This is a genomic window from Ancylobacter sp. Lp-2, assembly GCF_020523795.1.
Taxonomy (GTDB): Bacteria; Pseudomonadota; Alphaproteobacteria; order Rhizobiales; family Xanthobacteraceae; genus Ancylobacter.
This window is the reverse complement of the sequence record NZ_JAJALI010000001.1, coordinates 728,805-745,698: the sequence shown is the minus strand read 5'-3', so window position 1 is coordinate 745,698 and position 16,894 is coordinate 728,805. Positions and strand designations below refer to the sequence as shown.

Genomic DNA, 16,894 nt, shown 5'->3' with positions numbered 1-16,894 from the left:
TGACGCGAATGTTCAGGATTTGAGGCGCTTGCGCCACGCGGCCGGCGTGATCCCCACGGCCGAGGCAAAAGAGCGTGTCAGGTGCGCCTGATCGGAAAATCCGCATCTATCGGCAATCTCGGCGATCGAATGGCTACCTTCCATAAGAAGGCGCCTCGCCTTGTCAAGGCGGTACTCGGTCAGCCAGCGATGCGGCGGCAGGCCCGTCGTTTTCTTGAACAACCGGACGAAATGACTGCGTGACAGTCGACACTCTGCCGCAATAATCGCGACAGACATGTTTCGCGCCGCGTCACCGGTCAGGGAGAGAAGTTCGATCGCGCGGCGCTTCTGCCATTCGGCCAGCCCACCGTGTCCCGTCGCTGGCGCGGGCGCTCGCCCACCATAGGTGCTCGCAAGATGAGAAACGAGCGCCACCGCGGTTGAATCCACGAAGATGGCCTCACTTGTGCGCTGTCGGTGCAGGCCAGGCAAGAGGGCGCGGCAGAGACTCGCAGCTACGGGATCACACGTCGTGATAGAGCAATCAAAGGTGCTGAAATTCTTGATCCCAACTTCCTGTGCGATGGCCTCGAATGTTTCATACGGCACATGACACACAGCGAAATCGAAAGGTGTCAATAGTTCGGCACTATAATCTTCTCTCAAATCGTGAATGCTTATTGCATCGCGATTATATGTGATAATACTATCCGTCTTCCCGCAGCGCACTTTCCGTTTATGCAGATCTCCGAGCTGGATATTGATTATGAATCCAGAAGCATTGGCCGGGACAGATACCTCGCCAAAATTTGGCTGATCGTAACGGAGACGGGCCATTTCAAGACTGACCCTGCAATCCGAACTGGTGCTCACGACCATCTCTGAAGCCACTCCGAACTGACGGTACAGTTGCTCCTTAAATGCAGCGGGTCGCTCGTGCCGCTCAATCACCTCACCCTCCCGTAGCAGCTGACCTCAGACAGCTTGCGCCGGCACACTAAGGAAATACGGGCAGCGAGGATTGGCGGAAATGCCGGTCATTATGCAATTTCGTGCATGAGCTTGCACTTCGCGGGCAGCGGACCAGTGCGGGTCAACGAAGGATCGCCGGTAGATTCTGCGCCATGAAGTCGACGAAAGCTGCCAGCTTGATCGGAAACCCGCGCCCTGCGGGCCAAACGGCGGATACCGCTCGCTCATTCGCCATTTGATCGGCAAGCAGGTGGCACAGGGCCCCTTGGGCAACGTACTCTTTGACCCAGAAGCTTGGCATGCAGGCTAGACCAAGCCCGTCCAAGACCGCCGACAAAAGCACAGCGTAATTGTCGGCGACGAATCTGTTGGACAACTCAGCATTCACATGTGCATACGCCGCACCGAGTGGCCAATTGTCGAGACGATTGCGCGAAACGTTGCGATTGCGCAGGCAATCATGGCCCAGCAGGTCCTCGACCGTCTCGGGCGTTCCCCGCCGAGCCAGATAGGCGGGAGACGCCACCAGCATCAGGCTGAAGGTACCCACCCGCCGCGTGATCAGGCGCGAGTCCTCGAGCGGGCCAATGCGCAAGACGACATCGAACCCTTCTTCTATCAGGTCGACCAGGCGATTGGTGTAACTGACCTCCAGATCGACGTCCGGGAAATTCGCCATGAACCGCAACACGACCCGGTTCCATCCCTCGCTGCCGACCGGTGCACTGACCCGCAGCTTTCCGCTCGGTCGCGCATGAGCGCGCGAGAGGCTCGCCTCCGCCGCCGCCATCTCGGCCATTATGTTGCGGCAATGGGCAAGAAACACGCCGCCCTCTGGCGTCAGCCCGATGCTTCGATTGTTTCGATGGAGCAGACGGACCCCGATCCGCTCCTCCAGTCGGACGATGGCCTTGCCCACCGCCGAGGCGGAAATGCCGAGCACGCGGGCAGCCGCAACATAATTGCCGGAATCGTTCACCTGAACGAAGATGGAGATGCCGTCAAGCTTATCCATGCGGAATTGTAGTCCGTGCTGTCCCGCTTTCTATCCCGATGATGGAGAGCGCGTCGAGTATTATATTAAGCATATCGTACCAAAGAGGAAAAAGTACTGGCATGTCGCCTCTCAAGACAGAGACCGTTATGCCCCGCGGTTTTTTTGGCGAACGCATCTGCAACCACCTAGGCATGTCGGGGGGGCTCATCGCCGGCACCAATCAACGCATCGAATTCCCGTTTGCTGTCACACATATTTCGTGTGACAAGCTGACGCGCGAACGAAGCACGGCGATCCCTACGGAAGATGCCTTCAGTATTCTTCACCAATTGAAGGATCTCGAACGTCATTCCTGTTGGCTGGCGGGCAAGCAGCGGTACTCGAGCGGCTTTGCAGCCGGAACCGTGAGCGTCATCGACCTTCACAATAATCCCCAATGCGAATTCATTGGCCCGTTTGAAGCGCTGCAATTCTATGTTCCGCGTCAATTGCTCGAGGACTTTTTCCATGAGCATGGTGGAGGAGGTATCGACACGCTTAGATGGCCCCGTGACCAGAACGACGAGACTCTGGCCGCCCTCTCCCGCGCGCTCACGACAATCACCGCACGGCAAATGCCGGTCAGCAGCCTTTTCATCGACCAGCTGGGCCTCAGCCTTCTCGCGCATTTTGCCCAGACCTACGGCGGATTACGCGTACGGCGTTCCCATATTGAAGGCGGGTTGGCACCATGGCAGGAACGTCGGGCGAAAGAGCTTTTAACGGCGCGGATCGGTAGTCAGGTGACGATCGAAGAGATCGCGCGCGAGTGCCAGCTAACGCCAAGCCATTTTGCCCGCGCCTTCCGGAACAGCATGGGAATCTCGCCGCATCGCTATCTCTCAGAGCTCCGCATTGCCGAGGCCAAGCAACTTATGATTGGAACGTCGCTTCCATTGACAGACATCGCCCTGATGTGCGGCTTCGCGGAGCAAAGCCACTTCACGCGCGTTTTTAGTCGTCAGGTCGGCGCCAGTCCGGGTGCTTGGCGGCGCGACGTGCAGAATAGGACACTTCGCGTTTCGCTTGGACAACAACATGCCGAGTAGCCGACTGCGAGTACTCAGCGGTCCCCGTTGACATCAGTCAACCCCGTTGGATAGCCGCTTCCAAAGTTGCGCCTCGCCATAACGACTATACCGCCGGTCTGGTCGTGACCATCATCCCTCTGCAGGTGCTCCGTATCGACCTCACCTATAAGCATCGGTACGGTGAAGGCGACCGTCGCGCCATTGTCGATATTATTCTCGGCCCTTATGGCTCCACCATGCGCTTCGACGATGGAGCGGCAGATGGTCAGCCCCATGCCCATCCCCTCCGCCTTGGTAGTATGGAACGGTTGGAAGATATCATTGGGATTGTTCAGCGCGATGCCGGTGCCATTGTCGCGAACCCGCACGAGCATCATCTGATCCTGCGTAAGCGTGACTGAAATGAGCACCTCCCGCGAGCGCCCCTCGACCTTGTCCATGGCCTGAACGGCATTGAGCATCAAATTGACGGTGACCTGCTGGATCTGCACGCGATTGGCCAACGCTTTAGGCAAGTCGGGCTCGATAAACTCGCGAATATGGACTCCATGTGCGCTCGCCTCGCGCTGAAGCATGCGCACAGATTCCATGACGAGCTCCGCCATATCGAAGACCTCGGGCACCGAGGCCTCCTTTTTCGCCATTGAGCGCACGCGCGCTAGGATATCGGACGCGCGCGTACTATTGGAGACAATGCCATTCAGGCAACTGACAACTTCGTCCAGAGCTGGCGTTGGTGCGGCGAGCCATCTCTTGGCGGATTCGCCAAATGTTTTTATAGCGGCCAGTGGTTGGCTAACCTCGTGGGCGATGGAGGCCGACAACTGGCCCAAAGTCGATATTCGCGCGGCATGGGCGAGATCGGCTGCCGCCTGTTCCAGTTGCGTTCGCGCCTTGTTGCGATCTGTCACGTCGACGGCGGTTATGAGCACCCGAGACCACTCGGCCTCGCTCGCCAGAAGAGTGGCGCGCCAAAGCACGTCGATAATATTGCCTGAGGTGGTTCGGAACTGGGTTTCGACCTCTCGCATCTGCCCACCTTCGAGGAAGGTAGCAAAGATTTCAGCGAGCGCGAATTCGGTCGATGGCATATAGTGAGCGACGAAAGTCTTGCCGGTCATGGAACGCGGGGTCTCTACGCCGAACAGTATAGCGGTCGCCAGGTTGGCAATGCGCGTCGAACCAAGATTGCGGACGATACTCAGCTGATCACGGCTGGCCCGCAGCGTCTGCGGCGTCACGCCATGGGCTCGAAAGTGAGCTAGGACACGGGTCCAATCGGATTCCCATATTGATACGGGCGATGCGTGGAAGATCGCCTCGTAGCTCTCTTCGGAGATCCTGCGGTCCTCATGTGCACGACGTTCGGCGGTCAGATCGGAACTCGCCTCAATGATGCCTATTCGGCGCCCAAGCCGATCGAGACGCACCAGCCATCGGCTGGCCAGCACAATCTCGCTTCCATCTTTTCGCTGTCGCGTAACTTCTCCGACCCATTTGCCGTGTGAGGCCAGCGCCATCTCGACATCGACCTCCGGATAGCGGGCCCGGAGCAAATCATGACAATCAACGTCGATCGCTTCCTGGCGTGCCCAACCATAGAGCCGCTCTGCACCATCGTTCCAATAAGTGATGCGGTTCTGGGCGTCGCGGACGATGACCGTGTCGTGCGTGAGTTCGAGAATGCGCGCCTGTTCGAGAAGTGGGCCGCGCTGAATGCCAAGTTGAAACGCAAGCGCCGTCACGCCGACAATGACAAACCCGCTTATGACGAAATCGGGCACCGCATTGGGGTTCGTCGCCGTGACCGGAGAGACGAGAAAGGCGATGGTCGTAAGAACGAGACAGATGACACCCGCTGGAACGACAAGCGCCTGCCGACCGCACAACGCGATGATCAGCACCACGATGATATAAAGTGCCGCGATCGGACCATGAACCGGAAGCCAGAGATCAGCGCAAAACAGCATGGCGAGAACAAGAGCGGCGGCCGGATAGCCCCACCTGTCTCCATTTACTGAATTGGCCGTTGTCGTTGACACGCGCGCCACGAAATCCACATCCCCCCGCGTCCGATGACAGTCGGACACCGTTCAGCCCTCAGCCTTCCATATGATCGAATAAGCACGACAATTCCGGCGGCCTGTCTTGAACTTCTGTGCTTTTTCAGCCGAGCTTACCGCCGCGCGCCGGCCTCGACGTGGCGGTGCCCTCGATTGGGAAAGGCAAGATGCGAGAGCTGGGCGGCAGTGCCGGAAAATCTTGGGCCGAAGGCTCCTTCCGTACGAACGACGGCGTTCAGCTGCACTATCTGTTCGCCGGCGCCGGCAAGCCGGTCGTCCTGATTCCCGGCTGGTCGCAGACGGCTGCGCAATGGAAGTTCCAGATCGAGCATCTGGCGGCGACTCATCATGTCATTGCAGTCGATATGCGCGGGCATGGACACAGCGAGAAGACGGACCATGGCTATCGGATCGCCCGGCTAGCCGCCGACCTCGACGATCTTATCCGCGCCCTCGATTTGAGCGACGTAACTCTGGTCGGGCACTCCATGGGCTCGTCGGTGATATGGAGCTACCTGGAACAGTATGGCGAGGCCAAGGTCGAGCGCATGGTCTTCGTCGATCAGGCCTCGGCGATCGTCAGCATGCCGAACTGGTCCGAGCAGGAGCGGCTCAGCGCGGGGTCGATCCTCTCGGCAGAGGAAGCGGTCGATCTTGTCATCCGGCTCGCTCGGGACGATGGCTCTCTCAGCACCTCCTTTGTCACCAGCATGTTCAGTGCCGGCTATTCATCGAGGGAGTTGGCCTGGGTGCTTGATCAGAACGCCCTGTTTCCGCGCCGGCAGGCCGCACAGCTGTTCTACGATCACGCGTTCAAGGACTGGAGGGACGTCATCGCTCGCATCACCCGTCCATGTCTGTGCGTGGGTGCCCGCCGGAGCATCGTTCCGTGGCAGGCCATGGTATCACTTGGCAGGGCAATCGAGTATTCGCACACGGTCATATTTGAGAATGACGAAGGCGGATCGCACTTCATGTTTCTCGAAAATCCATCAAAATTCAATTCCATAATCAGTTCATTTATTGAACAAGCCGTATGATTCATATAGATAATTACATTATATGTAATATAATTTTTCTATTAAATTTGTCCATATTTTACTAAGTTCGAAAATAGAGCGCTCGCACCATAAAACATGCCCGAAATGGCGCTCGCCACCTGGAGTTCGACCCACATAGACCCTGACTAAGGACCCAGCTATTTGGTTTGCCAATCTGATTCAGATTAGGCGGGCATGCGACTACACCGGCGCTGCGGCCCGGCTAGATAGTCTGCCTAGGGCACAGTGGCGGCTGGGCGACCGGGGTTACGACGCGCACGTTTAGAGACAACCTTGCAGGCCAAGGGCATCAAGCCCTGCATCCCAGAGCGAAAATCCGGACCCAGCCCATTCCGCTGCGACAAGCGCGGATACAATCGCCGAAAACGTATCGAGATCATCTTCGGCAGACTGAAGAACTGGCACCGGTTGTCCACCCGTTACGACCGATATCCGACCACCGTCTCGTTCACCATACTCCTCGCCGCATCCGCGCCTTTCTAGCCATGAGTCCTGCGCCCAAGCGACGGGCTTCCTTCAGTGTAGATGGCCCCTCATATGGCGACCTATCCCGGCCCATCTACTTCGATAAATTATCGCATACGACAAATATATACTCCTACCAAAGTACCTATTTTCATTTCATTTAACAAAACTGCGTGCGTTTTCGAACGAAGCCAAACAATTCCATGTCAAAATCACCTTGAGAGTCAAACAGCATTGTCCATACAGATTATGGATATTTGTTGTTTATGATTTAAACCAACTTCTACACTAAAATATATAATTTAGAGGAAACTTAAATGAACTCTTTGAAACAGCCAATCGTAGGCACGAAGGGTGCCGACATCGTCGGCCCGCGCAATCCGGGCGTAGAGGCACAGAACCCTGATATCTTGATCCCGCCCTTGACCGATCATGGCGGCATCCCGAATCTGAAATACCCCTTTGCGATGGCGCATAATCGCCTAGAGGACGGTGGCTGGGCCCGCGAAGTTACTCAGCGCGAACTCGGTTCCCTGAAGGAACTCGCCATCGTTAACATGCGGCTGCCGGCGGGCGTGGTGCGTGAACTGCACTGGCACAAGGAGGCCGAATGGGCTTATGTGCTAAACGGGCGCGTGCGCTTTTATCTGGTCGACGATCAGCGCCAGACGCTTATCGAAGATTTGGGGCCTGGCGATCTGTGGCTTGCCCCGGCTGGGTTCCCGCATGCCATCCAAGGTCTTGAAGAGGGAACGGAATTCGTTCTTGTCTTCAATGATGGCAACTTCTCGGAGAACCAGACACTTCTGGTTACCGAGTTGTTCGCCCACACCCCGCGAGAGGTGCTGGCCAAGAATTTCGGCGTGCCAGTTGAGGCCTTCGACGGGATCCCAGCCGAGGAGAAGTACATCTTCCGCCAGCCGGTGCCGCCGCCCATCGAGGAGGTCCGCAAAGCCCTTGGCGCAGTGAACTTCACCGACAAGTATGTGTTCCGCGCCTCGCAGGTTACCCCGACCACCTATCCCGGCGGCGCTACCCAGATCATCGATTCAAGGAACTTCGAGGTCACCAACCTTGCCGCACTGATCATCGACCTCGAACCTGGTGGGATGCGCGAGATCCACTGGCATCCGGACGCGGACGAAATTCAATATTACATCAGTGGAAAGGCGCGTATGACCGTCTTCGACGCGGTGAACAACGCACGTACCTTCGATTTCGTTGCCGGCGATGTGGGCTATGTGCCCAAAACGCTCGCTCACTATATCGAGAACACAGGCGATGAACCAGTGCGCGTTCTCAACGTGTTCCATACCGGCGAGTTCAAGGACGTTTCCCTTAATAATTGGCTTGCTCTGACACCAAAGCACCTGGTCCAGGGCCATCTGGACGTCGGCGAGCCGTTGCTGTCCTCTCTGCGGACGGCCTACCAGTCCGTCGTCTAAGGCTAGTTGTCGAAACTATGTAGATTGTTCATCCGGGCATATGCCAAAGGGGTGGCTTGTTAAACCCAATCTTCTGAGGCGGAGATGCCCGGGTGAACGTGCACGAGATTGCTCGCTTGCCCTCATCAAGATCACGACCCAAAGCATGAATTAACAGCTGAACCTCCGTCGTTGCATTCCCGCTCTCCAGCCCCGTTGAACGCCTCATCTCGGTGTCCGCGGAACCAGCAAAAGGCTGACCGAACCGAACCAATAGGTCCTGAGCCTAAACCGCCTGGATAAATGCCGAACAGGCCAGCCATTCGCGTCGCGACAGCATGTCGGGGGAGCGGCCGTCCAAAAGCCAGCTCAACTGTTTGAGTCTACGCCCTCAACGCCGCGAGGTGGAGCTGCCTCTCCTAATTTGCACATTAGGATGGACCCCCGCTCACCTGCGAAAAGGCTGGGACAAGCAAACCATAGTGGGGGTGGCGAACACGGGAGTATGATTTTCCGCAATCGCCCCCTGCCTATGCTCAGAAACATCGATCTGTCCAACGGCATGGTAACGCGATGAGCGACACCTACGAATCCCGCGCCCGAGATTTGCATGGCCCGCTCACCCCGTTTGCAGCGCTGGGATCTTGGGTGGTCCGCTTAAATCCAAGACTGCTGTTCGGCGCCCGTCTTGCAGCATCTGTGTGCACGGCCCTGTACATCACCTATTTTCTCGAGCTGCAGAACTCGTTCTGGGCGGCGACCACAGCAGCCATCGTATGCCAACCGAACCTCGGCGCCTCGCTACGGAAAGCGCGCTTTCGCGTGATCGGCACCATCGTCGGAGCGCTGGTCATGGTGCAGCTCTACGCGGTATTTCCGCAGCAGCGCGACATACTGATGTTGTCGCTTGCACTGTGGTGCGGGGTATGCGGCTTCGCGGTGGTGATGCTGCGCAACTTTGCGTCCTACGCCGCTGCGCTGGCGGGCATAACCGCGACCATCATCTTTGCCGACTCTCTGACTAACCCAAGCAATGCGTTCTTTCTCTCGGTGATCCGGGTGGGAGAGATCGGCATCGGCATTGGAGCTGCCGGCCTCGTGATGCTTCTCACCGATTTCGGCACCGCCAGCCGCCAGCTTGCCAATACGTTGCAACAGACAACCGAGCAGCTTGTCGGTGGGTTCCTCGAAACCTTGATGCGAGCAGATGACACGCCCGAACTGCAGGCCGCGCGCCGCAATCTCACGCGGGCGCTGGGCTCCCTCGATACCCAAGTCGACGCCACCATTGGTGAATCCTCGTTCTTCCGCTCGCGTACTGGCAATCTTCAGCGGATGATGGCAACCCTTGTCAGCGCGCTGGTCGCGTGGCGCAATGTCGGCAATCGCCTCGCGAGACATGATGGTGAGTTGAGTGTCACATCGATCGTCGTGCCTCTTCTGCAACGCGTCGACGTCTCCCTGATACGCAGTGACCCCAGACGGCTGCAACGGATCTGCCGCGAGGTCGTCGGCGAGTTCCGTACCATTGCCAGTACTGATTCAACCAGTTGCCTGCTGGTCGATGCGTCGCGGGACGTGGCGATCAGTCTCGCGGATCTCGTCGACTGCATTGTTCTGCTGAGCGACCGGGAAGGCGACCGCCTGATGGGCCCGGCCGCACCTCTCGTGGTCGCGGATCCGCTGCCGGCCATCCTGAACGGCGTCCGCGTCTTTTCAGCGGTACTTGTGACCTGCGTATTCTGGGTGTTCACCGCTTGGCCCAACGGCTCGTTCGCCGTGGTATTCGCCGCCATCGGTACGCTGGTGTTTGGTTCATTCGGCGATCAGGCACGTGCCCTTGCGAAAGACTACGCGATCGGATCAGCACTTATGGCGGTTCTGGGCGGCGGGCTCTATTTCGCCATCCTACCGTCGCTGTCGACCTTTCCAGCGTTGATGACCGTGCTCGTCATGCTCTTCGTGCCGCTTGGCGTCCTACAGGCGGGCAAGTGGCACAGCGTCGTCTTTCTCGCCATGTCCGTCGTGTCGCTGCCCTTGCTTGGGGTCGGCAATCCAATCCTCTACAGCGCGGCGGACTATTTCAATCTGGTGGTGGCGATCGTCTTCGGCACCGTGGTGGGGACTATGTTCTTCGTCGTCATGCCGGTGCCTCGGCCGGAGATTCGCGCGCGCCGTCTTGAGGCGCTTGCTCTGCGGGACTTCCGGAGGCTGGCGCAGGGTCGTTGGCCGCATGCGCTTGCGACCTGGACCGCCCTGCTGACCCGCCGCATTGAGGCCTTGCCGCCGCAGGCCACACTGGAAGTAGCCGGCAACATCACAGCCCTGCTAGCCCTCGGCCAGGCTGTGATTTATCTGCGCCAGGCTATACCTCGCGGCCCGGCCGGCACCTCGCTGTCGCAGGCACTGGTGGAACTCGCCGAAAGCCGGCTTGCAACGGCGCGGGAAACACTCATCGCGACGAGCCGTCTCGCTGATCACCCGCCACCTCCGACGACCAATGACGAGACGGTGCGGCCGGCACGTCTGCGAGCGGCATTGGCGGTAATCACGGATGCCATCGATTCGCATCCCGCACTGCTCTCCGAACCGGTCGAGCCGCTCGACCTGCTCCTGCTTTCCTTCACGTGAGGGAACTCGAACCATGTACACGGAAATCAGCATCCTCGGAGTCTATGTCGCGCCGTTCGCGGTGATGATGCTCGCCGCTTGGATCGTGACCCTCCCGCTGAGCATGCTGGCCAACCGTTGCGGCATCGCTCGCAGGGTTTGGCACCCCGGCCTCTTCAACCTCTGCATCTACGTCATCATCCTTTCCGTCATCGTTCTCGTCGTGGGAGCTCACCAATGACCGTCACCGAGCCGGCAAGTGACCGGTCCGTCTCCCTCGGCAAGATGCTGCCAATCCTTTTCACACTCTGCGCACTGGGGGCGGCAGCGTTTCTCGGCTGGCGCATGTGGCAGTCCTACATGGAGACCCCCTGGACGCGCGACGGCACCGTGCGCGCCTATGTCGTGACCGTCACGCCACAAGTTTCCGGGCGTATCGTCCAGCTTTCGGTGAAGGCCGACCAGTTCGTCCGCAAAGGCGATCTGCTCATGATGGTCGAGCAGGATGACTACCAGATCGCACTCGCCAATGCGGAAGCAGCGGTCGCGCAGGCCAAGGCCAACCTGGACAACAAGCAGGCGGAATCGCAGCGGCGCGCGGAACTGAACGCGATCGCCGTTTCCAAAGAGGAACAGCAGACCTATGCCGCGGCCGCCGCCATGGCCGAAGCGGCCTATCAGCAGGCGCTGGCCAATCGCGACAAGGCCAAGCTCGATCTTAGCAGGACGCGGATCGTCTCCCCGGTGAACGGCTATATCACCAACCTGCTCACCCAACCCGGCGACTATGCGACCTCCGGCGAGCGCGCACTGTCGGTAATCGACAGCGACAGCTTCTGGGTGGACGGCTATTTCGAAGAGACCGTTCTCGAAGGCATCCGTCTCGGTGCCCCAGCCAGCGTCTCTCTGATGGCTTATTCTGAACCGCTTGCAGGCCATGTCATCGGTATCGGACGCGGCATCGCCGTCTCAAACGCGGAGCCGGACGCCTCGGGTCTCGCTACGGTGAATCCGATCTTCACCTGGGTCCGCCTTGCCCAGCGCGTGCCGGTGCGCGTCGCGCTGGACAATGTGCCGCCGTCTGTCCGGCTCGCTGCCGGCCTCACTGCCTCCATATCCATCGACCGTAACGGTGCCCTCATCGGCAACACGGCGGGCGAGGCCCTGGCCGTCCCTCCCCTTCCCGCCGAGGCGGTGCCCGTCGCACCGGCGCCTGTGGGTCAGTCTTCGGCTGCTTCGGCGCCCTCTCATCTTCCTGCAGGTGCGACAGGCTCTCCCTGAACGAAACGCCTCCCACGAAAACCACTCGTCCCGGGCTTGCGCATCAATCGGCCGGCCCCTTCGCAATCCCCCTTGGAGGGAACGATTATGAGCCCCCGCATCCTCATTATTGGCGGCTCCATCGGTGGTCTCTTCGCCGCCGTGCTACTGCATCGCGCAGGCCTCAACGTCACCGTCACCGAGCGCTCGATTCACGGACTGGAGGGACGCGGCGCCGGCCTCGTTGCCCAACGCGAGGTTTTCGACATTCTGCGCGAGGTCGGCTTTGAGCATGTCGCGCACATCGGCGTCGTCGCCCATGAGCGGATCTATCTCGATCGCAGCGGAGACATCATCAGCCGACAGCACACTCCGCAGACGCAATTATCGTGGGACGTACTGTTTCGCAGCTTCCGCGACCTGCTACCGGACAGCCGCTACCAAATCGGGCGTCGCGCCGTTGAGATCGTGCAAGAACCCGGTGGCGTTGTCGTGCGCTACGCCGATGGCCACAAGGAGAGGGCCGACCTCGTGATCGGCGCCGACGGCATCGGCTCGGTGGTTCGCCCCGCCGTAGCCGGCCGCCACTCGTTGCCGGAATATGTCGGCTACGCGACGTGGCGCGGCCTTGTCCCGGAGACGGCGATGCCACAGCTCGCCGCGAACCAGTTATTCGAGCGCTTCGCCTTCTTCGAGATGCCCGGTTCGCACATACTCGGCTATCTCGTGGCCGGGCCGGACGGCCGCACAGATGCCGGTCATCGCCGCTATAACTGGGTATGGTATCGTCGCTACCCGCCGGCAGCGCTTGAGAGCCTGTTGACTGACATCACCGGTACGCGCCAGCCCTTCTCGCTGGCGCCAAGACATGTCCTGCCCGCCACCATCGCCGGCATGCGGGCCGATGCCGAGAAGCTGCTGCCTCCCTCCTTCGCGGCCGCCGTCGCCGCCGAGCCATACCCGTTCGTCCATGCCATCTTCGACTATGTACCCCCTCGCATGGTCGCCGGCCGTGTGGCGCTGATGGGGGACGCTGCCTTCGTCGCACGGCCTCACACCGCGATGGGCGTGGCCAAGGCCGCGGGCGACGCCTTCGCCTTGCGCGATGCGTTGCTTGCCACGTCCGACCTCAAAACGGCACTCGCTACCTACGAGGCGAAGCGCATGCCGGTGGACCGTGCGGTCGTCGCTTACGGACAGCGGCTCGGACAATCGCTCGGCTGAGCACAACCCGGCCAAGCTCATCGCGGCACGGGGCCGTGGACACCCCACGCCATCCCACCTTCGCCGCCCGATGGTTGCACTGGTGGTCGCCAGTCGCGGCACGCATCCTGCCTGCTTGCATGACAACTAAGTCGGAAGACCCACCATCTGCGGGTCTAAGAACTATATGTTGACTTATCTCCATATTTATCAAATTAAGCTACATTATACTTCAATACCGACAATATAAATTGAATCGCCTCGCACACCTCACCAGTCAAGTCCACGCATTCGTGGGCACGGTGCGATCATCGTCTCGCCAAACGATCGGCACTCTGCACGGCAGAGAGTGGATCCCAGGCGTATCAAAGCCATGCCGTGCCACCAGCCAGGGATGTAAGCGGTGAGCTATGCGGACGACGTCTCAGGAGCCGATCGGCACCCCCCACTGGCAGGCGCGAAGGCGCGCCCTGCCAGTGCCAAAACACCAACCAGTGGCGTCGGCAATAGCCGCATCGTGTTTCAATCTACCCGTCCGGCGCTGTTCGCGACGCTTCTGACCGTTTTGGCGGGCACTCTCGATGCCGCTGCGTATATCGAACTCAACCACCTCTACGTCTCGTTCATGAGCGGCAACAGTACCCATCTCGGCATGGTTTTGGCCGCAGGGGCGCTGCCGGACATTCTGGCGGTCATCACCATTATTCTCGCCTTTGTGGTTGGCGCCAGTGTTGGCACCTTCATCGCCGACCGTGCGGGTCGTCATATGCCGACTGCGGTGCTGGGTGCCGAAGCCCTGCTGGTTCTGATCGCGGTCGTATTGGCTCTTTGCGGTGGCGCCCACACCGCACTTGTGCTCATCGCTATCGCAATGGGCGCGCAAAACGTTCTGCATCAGGTCATAGCTGGCGCCGACGTTGGGAAGGGGTTCATAACCGGAGCTCTGTTTGGCCTTGGTCAATCGGTCGCACGGCTGTTCCGCGACGAAGGCGCGGCGGCCCGCAGTGCTTCGAACATGCTGAGTTGGTGCGCCTTCGTCGGCGGAGCCGCGGCCGGAACGCTCTGCCTCGCCAGCCTAGGGCTCGTTGGGTGCCTAGTTGCCGCAGCATTCCTGATCCTTGTCTTGCTTATCGCTGCCCTCGCTCGATGGCTGTAAGGCATCAGGCGCGTCACGCGCACCCGTATCCCGTCTGAACACTGCGATGATAGTTGCCTCCAGGCGTCGTCCTCTTGTTCGGGGCCAGACATGATGCGCTCCATACGCTCCAAGTCGCATGCTCTCGCGTCGAGCGCCGGCACCGATCCATACCAAGGTATGTCGCCATGAGCCCATTCGGTTGACCTGACAAACCCACCGTAGAATGGAACAACTTTTATTTACCCATAATCTGGAAACACAGCTGGTGATACTTCCATAAATCTATTCGTAGCGACTTAAGCCTCTTCTCGACAGGAGACGGATATGGGTATTGTAAAATCCATTCGCCCTTATCATCACCCAGCAGGAGGCTGGGGCGCGCTTAAAGCCATGGGCACTGCCCTAGTCGAGCAGGATGTCACCGTTGCCGGGATGGTAACGCTGGCCCGGATGAACCAGCCTGGTGGCTTCGATTGCCCGGGCTGCGGCTGGGCCGACCCAAAGCACACCTCGCCCTTCGAATATTGCGAGAATGGCGGAAAGGCGGTCGCGTGGGAGATCACCGCCAAGCGCTGCACGCCGGAGTTCTTCGCCTCCTTCACCGTGAGCGAGCTGGAAGCCTTTACTGATTTCGAACTGGAAATGCAGGGCCGCCTGACCCATCCGATGCGGTACGACAGCTTTACGGACAGCTACCAGCCGGTGAGCTGGGAGGAAGCCTTCGCGCTGGTCGCCCGTCATCTCAACGCGCTGCCCGACCCGAACATGGCGGAGTTCTACACCTCCGGCCGCGCCTCCAACGAGGCCGCCTTCCTCTACCAGCTGTTCGCCCGCGAGTTCGGCACCAACAATTTCCCCGATTGCTCGAACATGTGCCACGAGGCCACCAGCGTCGGGCTTCCACAGTCCATTGGCGTCGGCAAGGGCACGGTGCTCCTGGACGATTTCGAGAAGGCCGACTGCATCTTCATCTTCGGCCAGAACCCCGGCACCAATTCGCCGCGCATGATGACCGACCTGCGCAATGCCTCGCGGCGCGGCGCCACCATCATGTCGTTCAACCCGCTGCCGGAGCGGGCGCTTCAGCGGTTCCAGGCGCCGCAGAACCCGATCGAAATGGCGACCCTAACCTCGACGCCAATTTCCTCGCCGCTGTTTCAGGTGAGGATCGGCGGCGATGTCGCTGTGATCAAGGGCATAATGAAGCACCTCGTCGACGCCGATGAGGCTGCCCGGCGCGAGGAACGCGGCGCGGTGCTCGACTGGGATTTCATCCGCGGTCACACGGTCGGCATCGAGGCGCTGGTCGCCGATCTCAAGGCGACGCAATGGGATGACATCGAGCGCAAGTCCGGACTATCGCACGCAGATATCGTCCAGGCCGCCGAAGCCTACATGAAGGCGGAACGGACCATCTTCGTCTACGGCATGGGCATTACCCAGCACCGTCACGGCGCGCAGAATGTCCAGCAGCTCACCAATCTCGCGCTGCTCAAGGGCAACATCGGTCGCGAGGGTGCCGGTATTTGCCCGGTGCGCGGCCACTCCAATGTACAGGGCGATCGCACGGTCGGCATCACTGAGATCCCCGGAAAGGTGTTCCTTGATCGGCTCCAGGCTCGCTTCGGCTTCGAACCGCCGCGTGCCTTCGGGCATAATGTGGTCATGGCGCTGGAGGCGATGGCGCGCGGCGAAGCCAAGGTATTCATCGGTCTCGGCGGAAATTTTGCTGCCGCCATTCCTGACTGGGACGTCACCCAGTCGGCGATGCGTCGACTTGACCTCACCGTCCACATCGCCACCAAGCTGAACCGCAGCCATCTCGTGCATGGCAAGGACGCGCTAATCCTGCCCTGCCTTGGTCGCACCGAGATCGACTTGCAGGCCGGCGGCCCGCAGGCGATCACGGTAGAGGACTCCATGTCGATGGTGCACGCCTCGCGCGGCCACAACCAGCCGGCCTCCGAGCATCTCAAGAGCGAGTCCGCCATCATCGCTGGTATGGCCCGCGCAACACTTGGCCCCGGCTCGAAGGTAAACTGGGAAAAGCTCATCGGCGATTATGCGTTGATCCGCGAGGATATCGAGGCGGTATTCCCGATCTTCGATGGCTATAACGCCCGTATCGAGCAGCCCGGTGGCTTCCACCTAACCTCGCTGGCGCGCGAGCGCATCTGGGCGACAGCTTCCGGCAAGGCGAATTTTCTCGTCGTCGACGGACTGTGCGAGGATACCAGCATCAAGGACACCGGGGCACTTTGGCTCACCTCGCTGCGCAGCCACGACCAGTACAACACCACGCTCTATTCGAACTCCGACCGCTATCGCGGCGTCTATAACCAGCGCGACATTCTGATGCTCAACGAGCGGGAGATGGCGCGACACGGGCTGAAGGCCGACGATCGTGTCGACATCATCACCCTGTCGACCGACGGCGTTGAGCGTGCGCTGCGTGGTTTCAAGGTGGTTCCCTACGCTGTGCCGGACGGCGGCTGTGCAGCCTATTACCCGGAAATGAATCCGCTGGTGCCGCTCTATGCGCACGACCCGATGAGTTTCACGCCCTCCTACAAAGGTGTGCCGGTTCGTCTATCGAAGGTAACCGGCGTCGCGAATGGCACCAACGCCACCCGTCCGGGAGCGCGGTGA

The 16,894-nt window shown here is 59.8% G+C and carries 12 protein-coding genes and 1 pseudogene; 10 read left to right on the top strand and 3 right to left on the bottom strand.

What is annotated here, in order from left to right; translation table 11 throughout:
- Window positions 1–12: 12 nt before the first annotated feature.
- Together LGR54_RS25945 and LGR54_RS03515 are read right to left on the bottom strand one after the other, a co-directional pair.
- On the bottom strand, window positions 13–933 hold the full coding sequence (locus LGR54_RS25945) for an AraC family transcriptional regulator (RefSeq protein WP_230360559.1): 921 nt from the start codon (window positions 931–933) through the stop codon (window positions 13–15).
- Window positions 934–1,075: 142 nt separating this feature from the next.
- Entirely contained in the window at window positions 1,076–1,969 is an 894-nt protein-coding gene (locus LGR54_RS03515; RefSeq protein WP_230360558.1) for a LysR family transcriptional regulator, read from the bottom strand.
- 101 nt (window positions 1,970–2,070) lie between these two features.
- On the opposite strand from LGR54_RS03515, the gene LGR54_RS03510 reads away from it, so the two are divergent.
- Complete coding sequence (locus tag LGR54_RS03510; protein WP_230360557.1) at window positions 2,071–3,039, top strand: AraC family transcriptional regulator; 969 nt, start codon at window positions 2,071–2,073, stop codon at window positions 3,037–3,039.
- A gap of 14 nt (window positions 3,040–3,053) precedes the next feature.
- Here LGR54_RS03510 and LGR54_RS03505 read toward each other — a convergent pair whose 3' ends face one another.
- On the bottom strand, window positions 3,054–5,081 hold the full coding sequence (locus LGR54_RS03505) for an ATP-binding protein (RefSeq protein WP_230360556.1): 2,028 nt from the start codon (window positions 5,079–5,081) through the stop codon (window positions 3,054–3,056).
- 170 nt (window positions 5,082–5,251) lie between these two features.
- On the opposite strand from LGR54_RS03505, the gene LGR54_RS03500 reads away from it, so the two are divergent.
- From LGR54_RS03500 to LGR54_RS03460, 9 genes and pseudogenes are all read left to right on the top strand, one after another.
- Window positions 5,252–6,124: an alpha/beta fold hydrolase gene (locus LGR54_RS03500; protein WP_230360555.1), complete on the top strand. Its 873-nt coding sequence runs from the start codon at window positions 5,252–5,254 to the stop codon at window positions 6,122–6,124.
- Between the two features lie 199 nt (window positions 6,125–6,323).
- A pseudogene (locus LGR54_RS03495) lies at window positions 6,324–6,628 on the top strand (transposase); the annotation flags it as partial.
- Between the two features lie 299 nt (window positions 6,629–6,927).
- On the top strand, window positions 6,928–8,055 hold the full coding sequence (locus LGR54_RS03490; RefSeq protein WP_230360554.1) for a cupin domain-containing protein: 1,128 nt from the start codon (window positions 6,928–6,930) through the stop codon (window positions 8,053–8,055).
- 552 nt (window positions 8,056–8,607) lie between these two features.
- The gene (locus LGR54_RS03485) at window positions 8,608–10,665 is read left to right on the top strand and encodes an FUSC family protein (RefSeq protein ID WP_230360553.1); all 2,058 of its coding nucleotides are present in this window, start codon (window positions 8,608–8,610) and stop codon (window positions 10,663–10,665) included.
- Between the two features lie 13 nt (window positions 10,666–10,678).
- Window positions 10,679–10,885: a DUF1656 domain-containing protein gene (locus tag LGR54_RS03480; protein WP_230360552.1), complete on the top strand. Its 207-nt coding sequence runs from the start codon at window positions 10,679–10,681 to the stop codon at window positions 10,883–10,885.
- A complete protein-coding gene (locus tag LGR54_RS03475; protein ID WP_230360551.1) occupies window positions 10,882–11,925 on the top strand; it encodes an HlyD family secretion protein in 1,044 nt (347 codons plus the stop codon). The genes LGR54_RS03480 and LGR54_RS03475 overlap by 4 nt, the downstream gene beginning before the upstream one ends.
- 87 nt (window positions 11,926–12,012) lie before the next feature.
- Window positions 12,013–13,128, top strand: a complete 1,116-nt coding sequence (locus LGR54_RS03470; RefSeq protein ID WP_230360550.1) for an FAD binding domain-containing protein — start codon at window positions 12,013–12,015, stop codon at window positions 13,126–13,128.
- Window positions 13,129–13,510: 382 nt separating this feature from the next.
- Complete coding sequence (locus tag LGR54_RS03465; protein WP_230360549.1) at window positions 13,511–14,263, top strand: YoaK family protein; 753 nt, start codon at window positions 13,511–13,513, stop codon at window positions 14,261–14,263.
- 306 nt (window positions 14,264–14,569) lie between these two features.
- On the top strand, window positions 14,570–16,894 hold the full coding sequence (locus tag LGR54_RS03460) for an FdhF/YdeP family oxidoreductase (RefSeq protein WP_230360548.1): 2,325 nt from the start codon (window positions 14,570–14,572) through the stop codon (window positions 16,892–16,894).

Excerpts from the sequence above, each read along its gene's own strand:
- LGR54_RS03475 (WP_230360551.1), top strand. The coding sequence starts at position 10,882 with ATGACCGTCACCGAGCCGGCAAGTGACCGGTCCGTCTCCCTCGGCAAG.
- LGR54_RS03460 (WP_230360548.1), top strand. The coding sequence starts at position 14,570 with ATGGGTATTGTAAAATCCATTCGCCCTTATCATCACCCAGCAGGAGGC.
- LGR54_RS03480 (WP_230360552.1), top strand. The coding sequence starts at position 10,679 with ATGTACACGGAAATCAGCATCCTCGGAGTCTATGTCGCGCCGTTCGCG.
- LGR54_RS03470 (WP_230360550.1), top strand. The coding sequence starts at position 12,013 with ATGAGCCCCCGCATCCTCATTATTGGCGGCTCCATCGGTGGTCTCTTC.
- LGR54_RS03490 (WP_230360554.1), top strand. The coding sequence starts at position 6,928 with ATGAACTCTTTGAAACAGCCAATCGTAGGCACGAAGGGTGCCGACATC.
- LGR54_RS03500 (WP_230360555.1), top strand. The coding sequence starts at position 5,252 with ATGCGAGAGCTGGGCGGCAGTGCCGGAAAATCTTGGGCCGAAGGCTCC.
- LGR54_RS03510 (WP_230360557.1), top strand. The coding sequence starts at position 2,071 with ATGTCGCCTCTCAAGACAGAGACCGTTATGCCCCGCGGTTTTTTTGGC.
- LGR54_RS03485 (WP_230360553.1), top strand. The coding sequence starts at position 8,608 with ATGAGCGACACCTACGAATCCCGCGCCCGAGATTTGCATGGCCCGCTC.
- LGR54_RS03515 (WP_230360558.1), bottom strand. The coding sequence starts at position 1,969 with ATGGATAAGCTTGACGGCATCTCCATCTTCGTTCAGGTGAACGATTCC.